This is a genomic window from Kushneria sinocarnis (assembly GCF_003633775.1).
In the GTDB taxonomy this organism is placed as follows: Bacteria; Pseudomonadota; Gammaproteobacteria; order Pseudomonadales; family Halomonadaceae; genus Kushneria; species Kushneria sinocarnis.
In genome coordinates this window covers 424,220-442,548 of record NZ_RBIN01000003.1, presented here as the reverse complement: position 1 = coordinate 442,548, position 18,329 = coordinate 424,220, and the positions used below count along the sequence as shown (strand labels likewise).

General features: G+C 61.6%; 17 protein-coding genes and 1 tRNA gene. 7 read left to right on the top strand and 11 right to left on the bottom strand.

Annotation, left to right across the window (positions count from 1 at the left end):
* Positions 1–970 precede the first annotated feature (970 nt).
* Positions 971–1,852, top strand: a complete 882-nt coding sequence (locus C7446_RS06860) for a helix-hairpin-helix domain-containing protein (protein ID WP_245977738.1) — start codon at positions 971–973, stop codon at positions 1,850–1,852.
* Between the two features lie 2 nt (positions 1,853–1,854).
* Here C7446_RS06860 and C7446_RS16285 read toward each other — a convergent pair whose 3' ends face one another.
* From C7446_RS16285 to C7446_RS06845, 4 genes are all read right to left on the bottom strand, one after another.
* Positions 1,855–2,670, bottom strand: a complete 816-nt coding sequence (locus C7446_RS16285) for a metal-binding protein (protein ID WP_147408735.1) — start codon at positions 2,668–2,670, stop codon at positions 1,855–1,857.
* A gap of 18 nt (positions 2,671–2,688) precedes the next feature.
* Positions 2,689–3,051, bottom strand: a complete 363-nt coding sequence (locus C7446_RS16550; protein ID WP_211327870.1) for a tyrosine-type recombinase/integrase — start codon at positions 3,049–3,051, stop codon at positions 2,689–2,691.
* Positions 2,958–3,638, bottom strand: coding sequence for a tyrosine-type recombinase/integrase (locus C7446_RS16545; protein ID WP_211327869.1), 681 nt, complete (start codon positions 3,636–3,638; stop codon positions 2,958–2,960). Before C7446_RS16545 ends, C7446_RS16550 begins: the two co-directional genes overlap by 94 nt.
* Positions 3,639–4,036: 398 nt before the next feature.
* Positions 4,037–4,122 (bottom strand) — tRNA-Leu (locus C7446_RS06845).
* A 336-nt stretch (positions 4,123–4,458) separates the two neighbouring features.
* Between C7446_RS06845 and C7446_RS06840 the strand changes: the two genes are divergently transcribed.
* The 6 genes from C7446_RS06840 to C7446_RS06815 all read left to right on the top strand — a co-directional run bounded on the left by C7446_RS06840 (position 4,459) and on the right by C7446_RS06815 (position 10,088).
* Positions 4,459–5,019 (top strand): ComF family protein, encoded by a 561-nt coding sequence (locus C7446_RS06840; RefSeq protein ID WP_245977736.1) that lies wholly within the window; start codon positions 4,459–4,461, stop codon positions 5,017–5,019.
* A 35-nt stretch (positions 5,020–5,054) separates the two neighbouring features.
* A complete protein-coding gene (locus C7446_RS06835; RefSeq protein ID WP_121172335.1) occupies positions 5,055–6,044 on the top strand; it encodes a serine/threonine protein kinase in 990 nt (329 codons plus the stop codon).
* A 118-nt stretch (positions 6,045–6,162) separates the two neighbouring features.
* The gene (gene folE / locus C7446_RS06830) at positions 6,163–6,723 is read left to right on the top strand and encodes a GTP cyclohydrolase I FolE (protein ID WP_121172334.1); all 561 of its coding nucleotides are present in this window, start codon (positions 6,163–6,165) and stop codon (positions 6,721–6,723) included.
* A gap of 166 nt (positions 6,724–6,889) precedes the next feature.
* On the top strand, positions 6,890–8,353 hold the full coding sequence (locus C7446_RS06825; RefSeq protein ID WP_121172333.1) for an NAD-dependent succinate-semialdehyde dehydrogenase: 1,464 nt from the start codon (positions 6,890–6,892) through the stop codon (positions 8,351–8,353).
* Between the two features lie 265 nt (positions 8,354–8,618).
* On the top strand, positions 8,619–8,897 hold the full coding sequence (locus tag C7446_RS06820; RefSeq protein WP_121172332.1) for a hypothetical protein: 279 nt from the start codon (positions 8,619–8,621) through the stop codon (positions 8,895–8,897).
* Positions 8,898–9,056: 159 nt separating this feature from the next.
* Entirely contained in the window at positions 9,057–10,088 is a 1,032-nt protein-coding gene (locus C7446_RS06815; RefSeq protein WP_245977734.1) for an amidohydrolase family protein, read from the top strand.
* 31 nt (positions 10,089–10,119) lie between these two features.
* On the opposite strand, the gene purH is transcribed toward C7446_RS06815, so the two are convergent.
* From purH to dsbD, 7 genes are all read right to left on the bottom strand, one after another.
* The gene (gene purH, locus C7446_RS06810) at positions 10,120–11,709 is read right to left on the bottom strand and encodes a bifunctional phosphoribosylaminoimidazolecarboxamide formyltransferase/IMP cyclohydrolase (RefSeq protein ID WP_121172331.1); all 1,590 of its coding nucleotides are present in this window, start codon (positions 11,707–11,709) and stop codon (positions 10,120–10,122) included.
* Positions 11,710–11,808: 99 nt separating this feature from the next.
* Positions 11,809–12,069 (bottom strand): DNA-binding transcriptional regulator Fis, encoded by a 261-nt coding sequence (gene fis / locus C7446_RS06805; RefSeq protein WP_425454107.1) that lies wholly within the window; start codon positions 12,067–12,069, stop codon positions 11,809–11,811.
* 32 nt (positions 12,070–12,101) lie between these two features.
* A complete protein-coding gene (gene dusB, locus C7446_RS06800) occupies positions 12,102–13,115 on the bottom strand; it encodes a tRNA dihydrouridine synthase DusB (protein ID WP_121172329.1) in 1,014 nt (337 codons plus the stop codon).
* 137 nt (positions 13,116–13,252) lie between these two features.
* Entirely contained in the window at positions 13,253–14,164 is a 912-nt protein-coding gene (gene prmA, locus C7446_RS06795) for a 50S ribosomal protein L11 methyltransferase (RefSeq protein WP_121172328.1), read from the bottom strand.
* A 94-nt stretch (positions 14,165–14,258) separates the two neighbouring features.
* On the bottom strand, positions 14,259–15,602 hold the full coding sequence (gene accC, locus C7446_RS06790; protein WP_121172327.1) for an acetyl-CoA carboxylase biotin carboxylase subunit: 1,344 nt from the start codon (positions 15,600–15,602) through the stop codon (positions 14,259–14,261).
* A gap of 12 nt (positions 15,603–15,614) precedes the next feature.
* The gene (gene accB / locus C7446_RS06785) at positions 15,615–16,085 is read right to left on the bottom strand and encodes an acetyl-CoA carboxylase biotin carboxyl carrier protein (protein ID WP_121172326.1); all 471 of its coding nucleotides are present in this window, start codon (positions 16,083–16,085) and stop codon (positions 15,615–15,617) included.
* Positions 16,086–16,332: 247 nt separating this feature from the next.
* Complete coding sequence (gene dsbD, locus C7446_RS06780; protein ID WP_121172325.1) at positions 16,333–18,294, bottom strand: protein-disulfide reductase DsbD; 1,962 nt, start codon at positions 18,292–18,294, stop codon at positions 16,333–16,335.
* Between the last annotated feature and the right edge of the window lie 35 nt (positions 18,295–18,329).

The following is an 18,329-nucleotide window of genomic DNA, read 5'->3' as shown; positions in this document are numbered from 1 at the left end:
ACGGACCACCTGAGGTGGTCAGAAAATGATCGCTGACGCGATGGTTGTGCCACTCTGAGCCCTTCAACCGCTCAGAGACGAATTGATCAGCGATTCCCTAAAGCTATTGGGATAGTGGTCCAAATTCCTAATGTTTCTAGTGGAAGCCAGATAATTTCGGCTAAATGTAACATCCAGCCAAAAAATCTGGCATAAACGGACAAAGCGCCTAAAAAACCAATAAAAGGTATTAGTAATGGTAAAAATAAAATGAAGATGCAAGGAATAAATATAACAGCAATGGTTAGTGCGCAGCTTCCCAGGAATAATAAGATAGAAAGAAAGAGGAATAGCAATGATGCGAGTAAAATTTTACTGATTATATTTTTTAGCTTTTGCATTTTATGCCTTAACTAAAAGAACTCAGATTGGTTAGATGAGTTGCCACCAGATGCAGCCTTTTTGACTGGTTCGGCCAATGATTATACTGCAGCTGACAGGTTAATTCTCGTCTCTACATTAATACCGTTACAGCTCTACAAGCGAGGGGCCGGTTGAGCGCTTCCAGTGCACTAATCAGCCTTTCACTCCTTTTCCTATCGGCATCACTCTGTCGATCTTTAGATATTCCTATAGGTGGGTCAGATTCAAGCTATATAAGATTTGGCCTATAAGATGAGCGTGTCTGTGAACGCTTTCCTATGAAGTTGGTTTTGCCCTTGCAGCTCCCATGGTGGGGGCTTTTGTCTGCGAGTGCCCCTGCCGGTATTGTGCGCGACTCAATCTATCATAGAGCGACAAAGCATGACTCGAGCGAGATGCCTCACCACCAGTATCGCGCTGGCGGCAACAATAGCACTGGCGAGCCCTGTAGTGGCTGACATGACGATCGGATCGTGGTCTTAAACACCTAGGTTGGAGCAACGGCAAGGATCTAGCGAAGGTAGTACAGATTGCTCAAGGTGCTGATTTGTGGGCCCTTGAAGAGATTATGAGCGCTGATGCTGTTACTCAGCTTGAGCACACGCTTGAACAGCAGACCGGCGAGCAGTGGAGCTCCATGGTTTCTCATGAAGTGGGGCGCAGCTCGTACCAGGAAAGCTACGCGTACCTGTGGCGTGACAGCGCTGTCGAGTACACGAAAGGCGCAGTGGTCTACATGGATTCGGGCGACCAGTTTGCACGCGAGCCATACTTCGCTGAGTTTCGTGATCGTGATGTTGGTCAGGAAGTCGCCATGGCTGCGATACATATCGTCTACGGTGACAGCCGCGCTGATCGCACGCCGGAGATCCGTGAGCTGGCCAGCATCTGGCAGTGGATGAGTGAGGTCTATCCGGACACGCCGCGCATTATCGCCGGCGATTTCAATTTGTCGCCCGATAACGCTGCCTGGCAGCCGCTGCGAGAGCAGGGTGCCCAGCCAGCCATTACATCTGGTGCATCAACGCTCAGCGAGACTGACGGCCAGTACGCGCACCTCTATGACAACTTCTGGTACGACTCAAGTGTGCTCGACGTGAGCGGTAGCGGCATCGTGCAGTATTCGAAACTGCTGGGAATCACCAATGAAGAAGGGCGCAGCACTGTCTCCGATCACGCGCCGGTCTATCTCTCGCTCGGCGATGCGGAGCCCGGGTTCACCTCAGCTGAAGCTGGTGGTGATTCCGATGGATCTGCGAGCAACTGCATCGACCTGAATAGCGGCTCCGCTGAGCGACTGGATGCGCTGCCGAACATTGGCCCGGCACGGGCTCAGGACATCATTGATGGTCGGCCGTGGCAGAGCGTCAACGACCTGACCCGAATCAATGGCATCGGTCCGGCGAGGATGCAGGAGATTCAGAGCGCCGGACAGGTTTGTAAATTATAATTCTATCTTGGGTAACTGATAGTGCATTGCTGCGCTGCCAACATATACATCTTGTTCCCGCTTAACTCACAAAATGGGAAGTCAATATAACGATTAATAGTTGCCGGAAATCTCAGGGTGTTAGATGTAAAGTCTACTTTTCTGGAATGATTTGTATATACTGGCGCCCCTTTCTGAGTAACAAGAAAGGCAATAGGGTAGAAGTATAGTAAGCTCATGCAATAGATGGCGCCGTTTTCATAATAACAGATAAATCTTGCGCTTATCTGTTTTTTATATGGGTAAAACCAGTAATGTATGTCATGTGTTTCGCTTATGTCTTGGCTTTTTCCAAGGACAAAATTTTGCAAAGGTGTAAAATAAGAAGTTTCTTTTGGAGGTTTTCGGCACTCGTCACAAGAGGTAGCTGCCAAAATATGCCCTATCATGGCTCGGCAATAATTTAAAATATCGGTCCTTACCGTTATTATCCTGTAGTCAGGGTTTGTGGTGCCAGCTATATGCAAGATTTGTTCAGAAGCATCGTGGCATACTTTTTTGATTATATCGTCTTTGCCGCCTATAACAGTATTGTTGCAATCGTTGCATATCGTTTTGAATTTTCCGCCATTGGGGGATTTTATACCTTTAATATTGCGCTTAGGCTCGCTAAGAAGTTCAGTTATATGGAATTGCTCTATTTCGGAAAGGAAGGATGCTCCTTGGGGCGGCACATGATCAAAAGTTAGTTTTCCATATCGCTCGCATAGCAGACAGTAACCTTCTCTAATTTTGGTATGTTTTTGCCTTTCTGAGATGGAAAGTTCATATTTTGACATTGTTATCTCTGCAGTCCGTCAGTGATTGCTGTTGTTTTCTAACTGATCTAAATAATTCGCATACCATTGCATCATCTCCCGGCGCTTTTCTAGATAGGCCGCCTGATTGTAAACGCCTGCCATATCCGGCTCCTTATGCGCCAGCTGGGCCTCCACGTAATTCCGATGCCATCCATGCTCACGTAGCAGGATGGATGCTGTATGCCTCGATCCATGGCCTACAAACCGGCTCTTGTATCCGATCCGGGCGATCAAGTTATTGATGGCCGTATCGCTGATGGTCGGGTTCATACTACTGCTGCCGGGAAACAACCAGCGGCTCCGGCCGGTGACCTCCTGCAGATGACGGAGATCGTCGAGCGTCTGCGCGGCCAGCGGCACCAGATGTCGCGCCTCGCTTTCATCTTATCGGCCGGGATCGTCCAGAGTGCATTGTCGAAGTCGATCTCCGACCATTTCGCATAGCGGACCATGCCGGGGCGAGAAGCCGTGCGCAGCACCATCCAGGTGGCCATGAGTGTGACGACGCCCGCGGGAGACTTTCTGAGCGCCTGCAGAAATCCCGGTAGTTCACCCTCGATCAGGTGGGGGTAGTTTCGCCTTGCGGGCCCCTGAGCAGCGATATGGCGAAGCTCTGTTGCCGGGTTCAGCTCGCACTTGCCCTGAGCAATGGCCATCGAAAAGATGTTGCTGATCCACTCGCGGATCTTCTTGACGATGTTGAAGGCGCCCCGGTCCTCAATCGCTTCCTGTATGCCGGCGCACTTGGCACGGGTGATCTCGTTGAGAGGCTTGTCGCCGATGACGGGAAGGATGTCTCGGTCGAGGTACATGCGCATCTGACGGGTAGTGCTGCGGGCTCGGCCGGCGTCGATCTTGCGCTGATACCATTCCTCAGCCGCTTCCCGGAACGTCGGCTTGGCCTGCTTCTGCTCGGCAGTGGATATGTCGATGCCGTCAGTAGCCATCTTTCTTAGCCGCTCGGATTCCTTGCGGGCGGCCTATGCCGAGACGCTGGGGTAGCCGTCCAGCCCCATCCATGACCACTTGCCGCTGGGCTTCTTGTATCGCAGCTCCTAGGACTTCGTACCATTGGGTTTTACGCGAATATAAAGCCCATTACCGTCCAGTTCGCGGTAGGCCTGAGACTCGGGCTCAAGGCTTGCCAGCGCCGTATCGGAGAGCGGTCTGCGCTTGATCTGCGACCGTTTCATGTATGCCATTTTCAGGCAAGCATACAGCGAGGCCTACAAGCCAGACAACGCAGAATGGCTTAAACCATTATGTGTGGATATACAGTAGGTGGTTCGGAAGATGCGCCATTACTTGGCTTTGAAGAGTGTCAGGAAAGGATAAGGAGAAGAGATGGTGCGGATGGGGAGACTTGAACTCCCACGCCATGAAGGCACTGGAACCTAAATCCAGCGTGTCTACCAATTCCACCACATCCGCAGCGCGCTCATATTCTAGAGACGCGAACGGGCGAGTCAATGGTCTCGGCTCATGCCTGCGTTTCAGCGGTGTACGCCTTCGGCCGATACCGGTGTGTACAGGCCTGCAGGGCGCCGGGGTGCATCACCATCTGATCGGGAGAGGGCAGTGAGCGGTCGAGTAACGGGACTGATGCGGGAGCGCTGCTGGCTCGGGCTGGAGCGGCTGGGGCGGCGCCTGCTGCCCGGTGATTGTGCCTTCTGCCTGGGAAAAAGCGATGACTGAAAGCCCTGGTGCCGGGCGTGCTATGCCGGGCTGGCGCATCATCGTCATGCCTGTCTGCAGTGCGGCGATGTCTTGGAGATCAACGAAGCACGGTGCTGCGGGCAGTGCCTGCGCTCACCGCCACCCTTTGAAACCACGCATGTGCCCTGGCGCTACGAGGGCGATATTGCCGCCGCGCTGCAACGCTTCAAGTTCCAGGCCGATCGGCGCGCCGGTCATCTGCTGGCCGCCCTGATGGATGAAGGCCTGAACACGTTGAAGTTCGAAGCCCCTGCCGAAATACTGATGCCGGTGCCGCTGCATGCGGATCGGGCGCGCGAGCGCGGGTTCGATCAGACCGCCTGGCTGGCCCGGCAGCTGGCGGCCCGGCGCGGCTGGCAGCTGCTCGGGGCGCAGCGGGTGCGGGCAACACCCAGCCAGCGCGATCTTGACCGTCGGGCGCGGCGACGCAATGTCGCAGGCGCCTTTCGAGTGCCGCGGGCACTGCCCGAAACCGTTATACTGCTCGACGATGTCATGACGACCGGCGCAACACTGGCTTCACTGGCCGGTGCCTGTCGTGATGCCGGGGTCCGACATGTCAGTGTGCTGGCAGTAGCACGCACGCCCTCCCGGATGCACCGAATCTGTTAATCTGGGTCTCAAAGACCGCAGCGGGAGCGAGACCCATGGCGCGATCAGCTCAGACGCATCCTTTCGAGGCCTTGAAACCCGAGCGCATCGTGGCGGCCATCGAGTCACAGGGGCTGCGCGTTGAAGGCGAGCCCTTTGCCCTGAACAGCTACGAGAATCGTGTCTTCGACTGGCGCGACGACGAGGGTCGACGCTTCATCGCCAAGTTCTATCGGCCCGACCGCCTCGAGAACTCGGCCATTCTGGAAGAGCACGCTTTCCTTGATGAGCTCGAGGAGGCCGGCGTGCGCATTGGTCCGGTCTGGCACAATGAGCAGGGCGAGACCCTGCACGAGTACGAGGGCTACCGCTTCGCGCTCTTTCATGCCATTCCCGGCCAGCCGCCGGAGCTGGATAATCCGGCGCATCTGTTTGCGCTGGGGGAAACCATCGGACAGGTCCATGCTGTGGCCCGCAGGCGCTCCTTCCGCCACCGCGCCACCCTGTCGCCGGGTACCGTGGCGGCCCAGAGCTGTAACCGGGTGCTCGAGCGGGGCTGGCTGACCACGCGGCAGCGCAGTGCCTACGAGCGCATCACCGGTGAGCTGCTGAATCACCTGCCGGATGATGCCTGGCCGGTCAGTTCACTGCAGCGGGTCCACGGCGACTGCCATCCCGGTAACATTCTCGGGCGCGACGAGCACTTCGCGCTGGTGGATTTCGATGACTGCACCATGGCGCCGGCGGTGCAGGATCTCTGGATGCTGATCTCGGCCAACGAGCCGATGGAGTGGCAGCAGCAGGTCAGCGAACTTATCGAGGGCTACGAACAGTACTGCGATTTCGAACGCCGCCAGCTCGGCTGGATCGAGCAGCTGCGTACGGTGCGGCTGCTGCGCTACAGCGCCTGGCTGATCGAGCGCTGGGAAGATCCGGCCTTTCCGCGTGCCTTTCCATGGCTGACCGAGGAGCACTACTGGGATCAGCATATCCGGACGCTCGAGCAGCAGCGTGTCGCGCTCGAGCAGCCGAACTGGCTGGCGTGACGCAGGCAGCGCTGCGTCCGCCCGGCGATCGGGTTAGAATCGACGCTTTTCGCCGGATGGTTGCCGGACCATGAAGTCCGAGGCCGTCATCCGGCGCTTTCAGTAACAGGAATCGGGCATGAGCGAAAAACTCTCGCAGCACTATCGCGCCATCATCGAAGGCCTGGGGGAAGACCCCGACCGCGAGGGGCTGCGCGAAACGCCAATGCGGGCCGCAAAGGCAATGAGCTTTCTGACCCACGGCTATCAGCAGTCGCTGGATGACGTGGTCAATGGCGCCGTCTTTACCTCATCGAGTGACGAGATGGTGCTGATCAAGGACATCGAGCTCTATTCGATGTGCGAGCACCACATGCTGCCGTTCATCGGCAAGTGCCATATCGGTTATCTCCCCAACGGCAAGGTGCTGGGGCTTTCGAAGTTTGCCCGGATCGTCGACATGTATGCGCGCCGCCTGCAGATTCAGGAGGAGCTGACCCGGCAGATCGCCGATGCCATCGTCGAGGCCACCGATGCCCGCGGCGTGGGGGTGATCATCGAGGCGCGGCATCTGTGCATGATGATGCGCGGGGTCGAAAAACAGAACTCCAGCATGAAGACCTCGGTGATGCTGGGTGACTTTCGCGAGCACCAGGCGACCCGCAACGAGTTTCTCAACCTGGCCGGCCGGCAGGCCTGAGGGCCCCTCGATGCCGGCCTGACCGGTACCTTGATCGTTAGCCGCAGAATGCTTTCGGCCGGTGTTTCAGCGAGGCATCATCAACTGGCAGAGCGCCGGATCAGTCGCCATCCTTCAGGGAACTGCCGGCTGGCTCCGGCAGACATCATTGGACAGGGAGAGCCGCATGGACATGCTATCCGACCAGAATCTCTATCGCCCCTTTGCCTATATCGACGGCAACTGGGTCGCTGCCGACAGCGGCGAGCAGATCGACGTTGATAATCCGGCGACCGGTGAGGTCATCGCGCAGGTGCCCCGTCTCGGCCGCGCCGAGACCGAGCGGGCCATCGAGGCGGCTCACGCGGCCTTTGCCGACTGGCGATCGCGCACCGCGCTGGAGCGCGCCGATATCCTGATGAAGTGGTACGAGCTGATGCTCGAGCACAAGAGCGATCTCGGCCGGCTGATGACGCTCGAGCAGGGCAAGCCGGTCAAGGAAGCCGAGGGCGAGATTGCCTATGCCGCCAGCTTCATGCGCTGGTTCGCCGAGGAGGCACGCCGTACCTATGGCGACACGATCCCCGGAGCCAAGCGCGATCAGCGCATTCTGGTCACCAAGCAGCCGGTCGGGGTAGTGGGCGCCATCACGCCGTGGAACTTTCCCTCCTCGATGATTACCCGCAAGGCGGCGGCGGCGCTGGCGGCAGGCTGCACCTTCGTGGTCAAGCCGGCCGAGCAGACGCCGCTGTCGGCCACGGCACTGGCGGCCCTGGCCGAGCAGGCCGGGGTGCCGCGCGGCGTCTTCAACGTGCTGCCGGGTGATCCCCGTGAGATCGGTGAGACGCTGACGCACTCCACGCTGGTGCGCAAGATCACCTTCACCGGTTCCACGCCGGTGGGGCGTCAGCTGATGAGTCAGGCATCCGAGCATATCCAGAAGGTATCGCTCGAGCTGGGCGGTAACGCGCCGTTCATGGTGTTCGAGGATGCCGATCTGGATGCTGCCGTCGCCGGCGCCATGGCAGCCAAGTTCCGCAATGCCGGTCAGACCTGTGTCTGCACCAACCGGTTCCTGGTGCAATCCGGCGTGGTCAACGCCTTCTGCGAGAAGCTGGCGGCCGCGATGAATACCGATCTGGTGGTCGGCGATGGCATGCAGGAAGGGGTCAATATCGGCCCGCTGATCAATGATGCCGCGGTCGAGAAGGTGACCGATCACGTCGAGGATGCACTGTCGAAGGGCGCCGAGCTGATGATCGGTGGCCGGCAGCATCAGCAGCTGGGTGGCCGCTTCTTCCAGCCCACGCTGATCAACGGGGCGCGTCCCGACATGAAGGTTGCCCACGAGGAAACCTTCGGCCCGCTGGCCGCGGTGTTCTCCTTCGAAAGCGAGGAGGAGGGTATCCGCATGGCCAACGATACCGAGTTCGGGCTGGCGGCGTATTTCTATACGCGTGATCTGGGCCGCACCTGGCGGGTAGCGGAAGCGCTCGAATACGGCATTGTCGGCATCAACGAAGGGCTGGTTTCCAATGCCGCTGCGCCCTTCGGGGGCATGAAGGAGTCCGGGCTGGGCCGCGAGGGCTCGAAGTACGGGCTCGAAGAGTTCATGGAGACCAAGTATCTCTGCATGAACATCGATACCTGAAGCCGGCGCCGACAGCGTCGGCAGTGCTTGTAGCAGGGAGGTCCTTCGGGGCCTCCCTTTTTTGATGCCGGGACGATGCGTGTGTGGCAGCGACGAGAGATGCCTGCAACGGGCAGACCGAGAGCTGTCTGCGGTTGTGAAAGGCAACGTGCGTGTATTGAGTTAACCGGGGTTGCAAATGACACCATCCCTTAATAGACTGTGATCAGGTTGATAAGGCAGTCGTCGGTTCAATCACGCTGGTGGTCATTCACGGGAGGCACTCATGATCAATCGCATGAATCTGGGGATCATTCAATTTGCCCTTGCCTTCGGCATCACGTTTGCCCTCACGCGTGATCCGTGGATCAGCGGTCTGGTATCGCTGGTAGCACCTGCGGTGCATGCCGTGGCCGTGCTCGCCAACAGCGCACTGTGGCGACGGCTGCTGCATCCGGTGACCGCGCAGGAGCCTGCTGCTACTGCCTGCAGCGCCGAGCAGCCCTGTGAGCTCTGTCCCCGGATTCGCACATCGCCGGAGCGGCATCCCCGCCTGCACGCCTGATCATTACGGCCTTGACCGGCTGCCCGGCTCGATGATCATCAGCGGCGACACTTCAGTGTCGCCGCTTTTGCGTGGTGTATGATGCCAGCATCGAATCCGGAGCCGGGGGGCGTCATGGGGTGGTGGCAGCTGAAGCAGGGTGGTACTGGCGCGAAGCGAATGTCGGGGATACTGATGATGGCCGGCTGCCTGGCCGGGGTGTGGTCAGCCGATACCCGGGCCGCCGCTTCCGAGCCGGGTTATGTCGACAGCCACCTGCACTATGTGGACTTTGTTCAGCGCAGCGAGGGGCTGGAAGCACTGGTCGAGGCGATGGATCGTGCCGGGGTGGCGCAGGCACAGCTGATGGGGCTGGCGGTGACCCGCAAGTGGTCAACGCAGTTTCAGCATCCGCCCCGGGCGCTGGAAGGAGACACGCCGGCGCTGTACTGGTACTCGGCCACCGATTATCGGCTGGCAGCGGAGCTCTCCCGGGCCTCGCCCGAGGTTCGCGAGCGCTTTTACCCCTTCATTTCCGGCTTCAATCCCACCGATCGGCATGCCAGTGAGCGCATTGCCCGGCTGCTGTCGCTCTATCCCGGACTCTGGCGCGGTATCGGAGAAATCCTGACCCGTCATGACGAACTCAGCCGTCTCACCGAAGGCGAAACCGCCCGGGCCGATCATCCGGCGCTGATGGCCGTCTACGCGCTGGCCGGGCGGCGTCATCTGCCGGTGCTGCTGCACAGCAATGTTGCCCCGGTCGATGCCGCCGAGCCCCGCTATCTGCCGGAGCTCGAGCGGGCCATCGCCGCCAACCCCGATACCACCTTCATCTGGGCGCATGCCGGCACCAGCGAAGTGCTCAATCAGCGCCATGGGAAGCTGGCATGGCTGAACGCAACCGTGGCGCGGCTGCTCGAGCGCTACCCCAACCTGTATGTCGATCTCTCCTGGAGTGTGCTGCACCCCTATCTGCTGGATGGCCGGGGGGAAGCGCGGGAAACGTGGGTGGCACTGGTCGAGCGCTACCCGACACGCTTCATGCTGGGCAGCGATCTGGTCGGCCATTTCGGCCCGCTGGGCAGGGTAATGGATGGCTTCCGGCCCTTTCTGGATGAGCTGGATGGCAGCACATCGCGCGCAGTGGCGCAGGACAACTTCCGTCGGTTGATGGATCAGGCATCACGCCGCGGCCCCGCTACCCCGTAGCGGGACCGACAGCTGGGGCGTCATTCGCCGCTCAGTGGCGGAAGTGACGCATGCCGGTGAAGACCATGGTCATGCCGGTCTCGTTGGCAGCCGTGATGACTTCCTCGTCGCGCATCGACCCGCCCGGCTGAATGACGGCGGTAATACCGGCCGCCGCGGCGTTGTCGATGCCGTCCCGAAAGGGGAAGAAGGCATCCGAGGCCATGACCGAGCCGCGTACCTCGAGGCCGGCCTGATCGGCCTTGATGGCGGCGATGCGCGCCGAATTGATCCGGCTCATCTGGCCGGCGCCGACGCCCACGGTCTGGCCGTTGCGGGCGTAGACAATGGCGTTGGACTTGACGAACTTGGCAACCCGCCAGGCGAACAGCAGATCATCGAGCTCCTGCTCGCTCGGGGCGCGTTCGGTTACCACCTGCAGCTCCTCGCGCCGGATGGTACCGATATCGCGGCTCTGGACCAGCAATCCGCCAGTGACCCGCTTGTAATCGACATCCGGGGTCCGCTCGGCGGGCCACTCGCCGCATGCCAGCAGGCGCACGTTCTTCTTCGCGGCCACGGCGTCACGGGCCGCCTGACTGACCTGCGGGGCAATGATGACCTCGACGAACTGACGCTCGACAATCCGGGCCGCAGTCTCGCCATCGAGTTCACGATTGAAGGCGATGATGCCGCCGAAGGCGGATTCGCTGTCGGTGGCAAAGGCCAGCTCATAGGCCTGAGCGATGCTGCCCTCGGCGCTGACGCCGACGCCGCAGGGGTTGGCATGCTTGACGATGACACAGGCGGCATCATCGAAGCTCTTGACGCATTCGAGCGCGGCATCGGTATCGGCCACGTTGTTGTAGGAGAGCGCCTTGCCCTGCAGCTGCTCGGCGGTGGCAACACAGGCTTCCGGTGCCTCGCGATCGACATAGAAGGCCGCCTGCTGATGCGGGTTCTCGCCGTAGCGCATGCTCTGGCGCTTGTAGTACTGGGTGCTCCAGGTACGCGGCATGTCGTCTTCTTCCACCCGGCGTCCCAGGTAGCGGGCGATCGCGGCGTCATAGCCGGCAGTGTGCTCGAAGGCGCGCACCGCGAGATCGAAACGCAGCGTGGCGTCGACGCTTCCGGCGTGAGCCTCCATGCTCTCCAGCACGCGGGCGTGATCGGCAGCATCCACCACCACGGTGGTATGGGCATGGTTCTTGGCGCACGCCCGCACCATGGTGGGGCCGCCGATATCGATGTTCTCGATGGCTTCCTCGAGGCTGCATCCGGGGCGGGCAACAGTGGCCTCGAAGGGGTAGAGATTGACTACCACCATGTCGATCGGCGGGATGTCGTGCTCGCTCATGACCGCGTCATCCTCGCCGCGCCGGCCGAGAATGCCGCCATGAATGCGGGGATGCAGCGTCTTGACGCGCCCATCCATGATCTCCGGAAAGCCGGTGTGATCGGAGACTTCGGTGACGGCAATGCCGCTGTCCCGCAGCAGCCGGAAGGTACCACCGGTGGAGAGCAGCTCGACGCCTCGCTCGGACAGGGCGCGAGCGAATTCGACGATGCCGGTCTTGTCTGAAACGCTGAGCAGGGCGCGACGTACGGGAGTCGTGGCGGAAACGGAAGAGGCATCGGCCATGGCGTGAATCCGTTGTTCGGGGTGGTCGGAAGGGTGTCATGCGTGGCCCGGGCGGGTAGAGCGGTACTCCGGAGGAGCAGACCGTTCGGGCCGCCCGGCTCAGATCAGGTCGTACTGCTTGAGCTTCTTGCGCAGGGTGCCACGGTTGAGGCCCAGCATGCTGGACGCCTGGGTCTGGTTGCCGTTGGTATAAGCCATGACGGAGCGCAGCAGGGGCGCTTCGACCTCGGCCAGTACCATCGGATACAGGTCGGTGACGGTTTCGCCGTCGAGATGATCGAAATAGCGGGTCATGGCGCGCTCCACGGCTTCACGCAGGGTCTGCGCTTCGGGCGCCGACGCCGATGACTCCTGTCGCATCCGATCGTTGGGGGTCAGGGCATATTCAGTGGTCATGCTGCACGAGTTCCCTTGGTTGCGGCACGTCCCTGCGTACCGGCGAATAACCGGGCGAGAAACCGGTGCTGCTCGTCTGGTTTGGTCAGCCCGTTGAAGGCCTGGCGCAGCGCATCATCATGCACGCCGGCCGCCAGGTACCAGCCGATGTGCTTGCGGGCGATGCGAACGCCCATGTATTCGCCATAGTGTTCGTGAAGTGCGTCGAGATGCGTGCTCATGACGCCGAGACGCTCTTCGTCATCCGGGGGTGCCAGGTGGTGGCCGGTGCGCAGGTAGTGCTCGATTTCGCGGAAGATCCAGGGGTTGCCCTGAGCGCCACGACCGATCAGCAGGGCATCGGCCCCGGTATAATCCAGTACCTCACGGGCCCGCTCGGGGTGATCGATATCCCCGTTGGCAAAGACCGGGATGCTCAGCTGCGACTTGATTTCGGCAATGGTGTCGTATTCGGCGCTGCCGCTGTAGCGCTGCTCGCGGGTGCGGCCGTGCACGGCCAGCGCCGCGATACCATGCTCCTCGGCCAGCCGGGCAATGGTCAGCGCATTGCGGCTGTTTTCACACCAGCCGGTGCGTATCTTCAGGGTGACCGGTACATCGACGGCGGCCACGACTGCCGCGAGAATCTCCGCGACCAGCGATTCGTCGCGCATCAGCGCCGACCCTGCGGCCTTGTTGCAAACCTTCTTGGCCGGACAGCCCATGTTGATGTCGATGATGTCGGCGCCATGGTCGGCATTGATATGTGCCGCCTCGGCCAGCATGGCGGCATCACCGCCGGCGATCTGTACACTGCGCGGTCCGTGTTCGCCGCGATGATCCAGCCGCAGCCGCGACTTCGGTGTATGCCACAGCCGCTTGTCGGCCGTGACCATTTCCGACACCACCAGCGCCGCACCCAGCCTTCGGCAGAGCTGCCGGAAGGGGCGATCGGTGACCCCGGCCATGGGGGCCAGAATGGCACGACCGGACAGCTCATGCTGACCGATGCGAGGCAGAGGCTGAGTCATGAAGTCGGGCTTTGCGGGAAGAGGATGCACATGATAACGGCACGGCAGCGCTTCTTGAAGAACCATTGATGGATAATTCCATGCCCGCATGGCAACCGTCGGTGACATGGTGTCGGCGTTTGCCATGGCGCAGGGTGTCAGGCCGGTCGGTAGCCGTCCAGACGTATCCACCCTTCCTGCTCGGTGGGCTCATGCATGATCAGCCCGCGCTCGCGATAGGCTTCCAGCACGCTTTCGGCCTGATGGACGAGAATGCCGGACAGGGCAATGCGGCCGCCGGGCGCCACGCTGCCGGCGATGGTATCGGCCAGCTCGATCAGCGGCATGGCCAGGATGTTGGCGATCACCACGCCGTGCGCGCTGTCGGGCGCCTGTTCGGGCAGGTAGAGATCGAAGTCATCGTCCTCGATCTCGTTGCGCCGGGCATTATCGCGACTGGCCTGCAGCGCCTGGGGGTCGATGTCGGTGCCGATGGCATGGCGCGCGCCCAGCCTCAGTGCGGCAATGGCCAGAATGCCCGAGCCGCAGCCGATATCCATGATCTCGGCGCCGGTCAGAGCGCCCTGATCGGCGAGTTCATCGAGCCAGCGCAGACAGAGTGCCGTGGTCGGATGGGTGCCGGTACCGAAGGCCAGGCCGGGGTCGAGCAGCAGATTGACGCCTTCCGGGTCGGGAGCCTCCTGCCAGCTGGGGACGATCCACAGTCGCCGGCCCATCTGCAACGGCTCGAAGCCCTCCATCCACTCGCGGCTCCAGTCGCGATCCTCGAGCACATCGTATTCGATCTCGGGGCAGGGCTCTTCGGCGGCCTGCTCGGCCCAGCCACGGGCCACGCGCTCGATCATTGCCTGGACGTCCTCGAGATCATCGTACAGCCCGGTCAGCACGGTCTGCTGCCACAGGGGCGTGGTACCGCGCTCGGGCTCGAATACCGGATCATCGACGGCATCTTCCAGGGTGATGGCGCTGGCCCCCTCGGCGGTCAGCAGTTCCTCGAGCAGTTCGGCATTGTCCGGTGAGACATGTGCCTTGAGTTGCAGCCAGGCCATGGTGGTATCCCGTTGCTGTCGGCGGTGTAAGGGAGGAAACGAAAACGGAGGCGAATGAATCGCCTCCGTCATCGATCGTGATGTGCCCCGGGGGTTATTCGAGGCCGAGCTTGTGCTCAAGATAGTGGATGTTGACGCCACCTTCCCGGAAGGCCGGATCGCGGACCAGGTCCTTGTGCAGGTCGGTGTTGGTCTTGATGCCTTCCACCAGCAGTTCATCCAGTGCGTTGCGCATGCGCGTCAGGGCACTCTCGCGATGCTCGCCCCAGGTGATCAGCTTGCCGATCAGCGAGTCATAGCTGGGCGGCACGGTATAGCCGGTGTACATGTGCGAGTCCATGCGTACGCCCAGACCGCCAGGGGCGTGATAGAACTCGATGCGACCGGGAGAGGGCATGAATGTGCGGGCATCCTCGGCATTGATGCGGCATTCGAAGGCGTGGCCGAGCACGGTCACGTCTTCCTGCCGGATCGACAGCGGCATGCCGGAGGCGATCTTGAGCTGCTCCTTGACGATATCCACGCCGGTGACCATCTCGGTAACCGGATGCTCGACCTGCACGCGGGTATTCATCTCGATGAAGAAGTACTCGCCGTCTTCGTAGAGAAACTCGAAGGTGCCGGCGCCGCGGTAACCGATTTCGATGCAGGCATCGACACACGCCTGCAGCACCCGCTGGCGTGACTCCTCGTTGACATGCGGTGCCGGGGCTTCCTCGAGCACCTTCTGATGACGACGCTGCAGCGAGCAGTCGCGGTCATACAGATGGATCGCATTGCCCTGGCCGTCGGCGAGTACCTGGACCTCGATATGGCGCGGCCGTTCGAGATATTTCTCCATGTAGACGACGTCGCTGCCGAAGGCCGCGTTGGCTTCCGAGCGGGTAATGGCGACCGAGGAGACCAGCTGCGTCTCGTCGCGCACCACGCGCATGCCCCGACCACCGCCACCGGCGGCTGCCTTGATCATGACCGGGAAACCGATGCGCCGGGCGATGGCCACCACCTCGTCGTCATTGTCCGGCAGCGGGCCGTTCGAGCCGGGCACCGTGGGGACACCGGCCTGCTTCATGGCTTCGATCGCCGAGACCTTGTCACCCATCATGCGGATCACGTCCGCCGTCGGGCCGACGAAGACAAAACCGGAACGCTCGACCTGTTCGGCGAAATTGGCATTCTCCGAAAGGAAGCCGTAACCGGGATGGATGGCGGTCGAGTCGGTGACCTCGGCAGCCGAGATCAGCGCCGGGATATTGAGATAGGAACCCGGTGAAGGCGTCGGGCCGATACAGACGGCTTCATCGGCCAGACGGACATGAATCAGGTCACGGTCGACCTTGGAGTGGGCGGCTACCGTGCGGATGCCCAGTTCCTTGCAGGCACGCAGGATGCGCAGTGCAATCTCGCCGCGATTGGCGATGAGTACCTTTTCCAGCATGGTCACATTCCGTCAGGCAATGATGATCATCGGCTGATCGAATTCGACCGGTTCGCCGTCCTCGACCAGAATGGATTCGATCACACCGTCATGATCGGCTTCGATCTGGTTCATCATCTTCATCGCTTCGACGATACAGATGGTGTCACCCTTGCGAACGCGCTGGCCGACCTCGATGAAGGGCTTGGCGCCGGGTGCCGGAGCGCGATAGAAGGTGCCGACCATGGGCGAGTTGACACTGTTGCCGGTCGGTGTCTCGGCTGGTGCCTCCTCGGCGGGCGCAGTGGGGGCTGCCCCCTGCTGAGGTGCGGCCTGCGGTGCCTGGGGCTGCGGATAGTAGCCCATCGGCTGCTGGGGCGCTGATCCCTGACCGAGCAGATTGCGGCTGATCCGCACGGACTCCTCGCCTTCCTGAATCTCGATTTCGCTGATGTTGGACTCTTCCAGCAGCTCGATCAGTTTCTTGACCTTGCGAATGTCCATGTCGTTGTTCCGCTGAATAAGTGATTGGTCGACCCGGTCCCGCGGGGGAACCCGAATCCGGACGGGCAGCGATGGCCGTGATGGGCGCCGTGATCGCGGGCATGAGAGACGCTGTTAACCTGCCCTTTCAGCGACAAGATCACGTCACAATCAGGGACGTTGCCGTCCGGGTACGATGTCGGCGGAGTTTGCCGAAAAAAAACTGTGCTGTCCAGCGCATGACGAACACCGTTTTGCGACCCCCATGTCACTGCCGTTCGGACAGGGAGTGCCGGGAGGTCGCGTTCGCCAGAGCGCTATCGAGCAGCCGGCCCAGCTCTTCGATGCCGATCTCTCCCTGGCTGCGCAGGGCGCGCTGCTCTGTTGGCGCACCATCGCTGTTCGGCGAGAAGAACAGCACGGCCGGTGGGCCGAAAAGGTCGCGATTGCGCAGGATGGCCTGCCCGGGCGATGCGGTGACATCGGCCCGGATCAGGGTGAAGCGGTCGAGCCGCTCGGCCAGGGTGGCAGCGGGGAAGACATCCCGTTCCATCTTGCGACAACTGATGCACCAGTCGGCGTAGATGTCCACCAGTGCCGGCCGGCCGCGCTCGGCCGCACGCTGCAGAGCGGCCTGCAACTCGTCGGGAGAGGTGACCGTGGTGAACTGCGGCTCGCTGGCATGGTGTAAGGCCCCGGCTGGAGCGGATGTTTCCGTCGCTCCCAGTGGTTGCAGCGGATCGCTTGTACCCCGGGCTGCGCCAATGATGCAGGCAATGCCCCAGACCGTGGCGACCAGGGCGAGGGCCTGACGCAGGCGCGGCCAGCCGGCCGGGGTGTCGAGGCGCAGGGCGCCGAGCCCCACGCCGATGCAGAGCGCCAGGGCGCCCCAGAGCAGCACGGTGACCGGTGGCGGCAGCAGACGCTGGATCAGCCAGAGCGCCAGGGCCAGCAGCAGCAGGGCAAAGGCCAGGCGTACGCTGTGCAGCCAGGGGCCGCTGCGGGGCAGCCAGCCGGCGCCGAGCGTGGCAACCAGTATCAGTGGAATGCCCATGCCCAGCCCCAGTGCCAGCAGCGCCAGCCCGCCCTGCAGGGCATTGCCGGTCGTCGAGATGTAGACCATGGCACCGGCCAGGGGCGCCGAGATGCAGGGCGAAACCACCAGCGTGGAGAGTGCGCCGGCCAGCATGGCGCCGCCGAGGCCGGCCTGCTGCAGTCGGTGCTGAAGGGCCTCGAGGCCCTGACGCAGCCGGTTGCCGGGCAGCGCGGGCAGGCGAACCCACTCCGTCAGCCAGAGCGCCAGCAGTACGAACAGCAGGGCAACGCTGCCCAGCACCCAGGGAGACTGCAGGCGTGCCTGCAGGTTGAGCCCGGCGCCGAACAGCCCGGTCAGGGTGCCTGCCAGCGCATAGGTGGCGGCCATGCCCGCGACATAGCCGAGCGACAGCACCAGTGCCCGGCTGCGCCGGGCGTGCTGTCCCACGACCAGGGTAGTGACGATCGGCAGCATCGGCAGCACACAGGGAGTAAAGGTCAGGCCGAGTCCCGCCAGCAGAAACAGGCCCAGCAGCCAGGGCAGCGAAGCCTGTGCAAGCAGGTCGGTATAATGCCCGTTGCCGGTGGCCGGGTCGGGGATGGAGGCAGCCGGATCCGAAGTGGCAGTGGAACGCTCGCCGGATGGTGCTGCATTGAAGGTGTCGGGAGGGGTGAAACCAGCTGGCGGCTGGCGGGCGGAAACCGCCAGCTGGCGCTGCCGGGGCGGGTAACAGAGACGTGATTCGGCGCAGCCCTGGAACTCCAGTCGAACATCAAGCAGCCGCGGGTCGACATCGGCCACGGTGCTGAGCGGGGCGCTGACTGTCACACGGTCGTGGAAAACCTGCACCTCGCCCATCCACTCATCCTGCCTGTGCTCGCCGGCGGGCATCTGCAAGGAGCCGAGCAGGAGTCCCGGCGTGGCGCTGTGCAGGGCGAGGCTGTGGCGATAGAGGTAGTAGCCCTCGGCACTCTGCAGGCCGGCATGAACCTGGCCATTGCTGCGCCAGACATGACTCTTGAAGGCCCGCTCGGCAGGCAGCAGGTCATTCGGTGATGTACCGTCGAACCAGCGACCGGACGCCGGGGATGAGGTACTATCGGGAAAGGTCGATGATGCCGTTGGTTCAGCCATGGCAGGCAGGAGCAGCATCCAGCCGAGCAGAACAAGCAGGACCCAAACGGGACGAGGCATCGTGAGCTCCGGCAGTGAATCAGGCGGCAGGATAG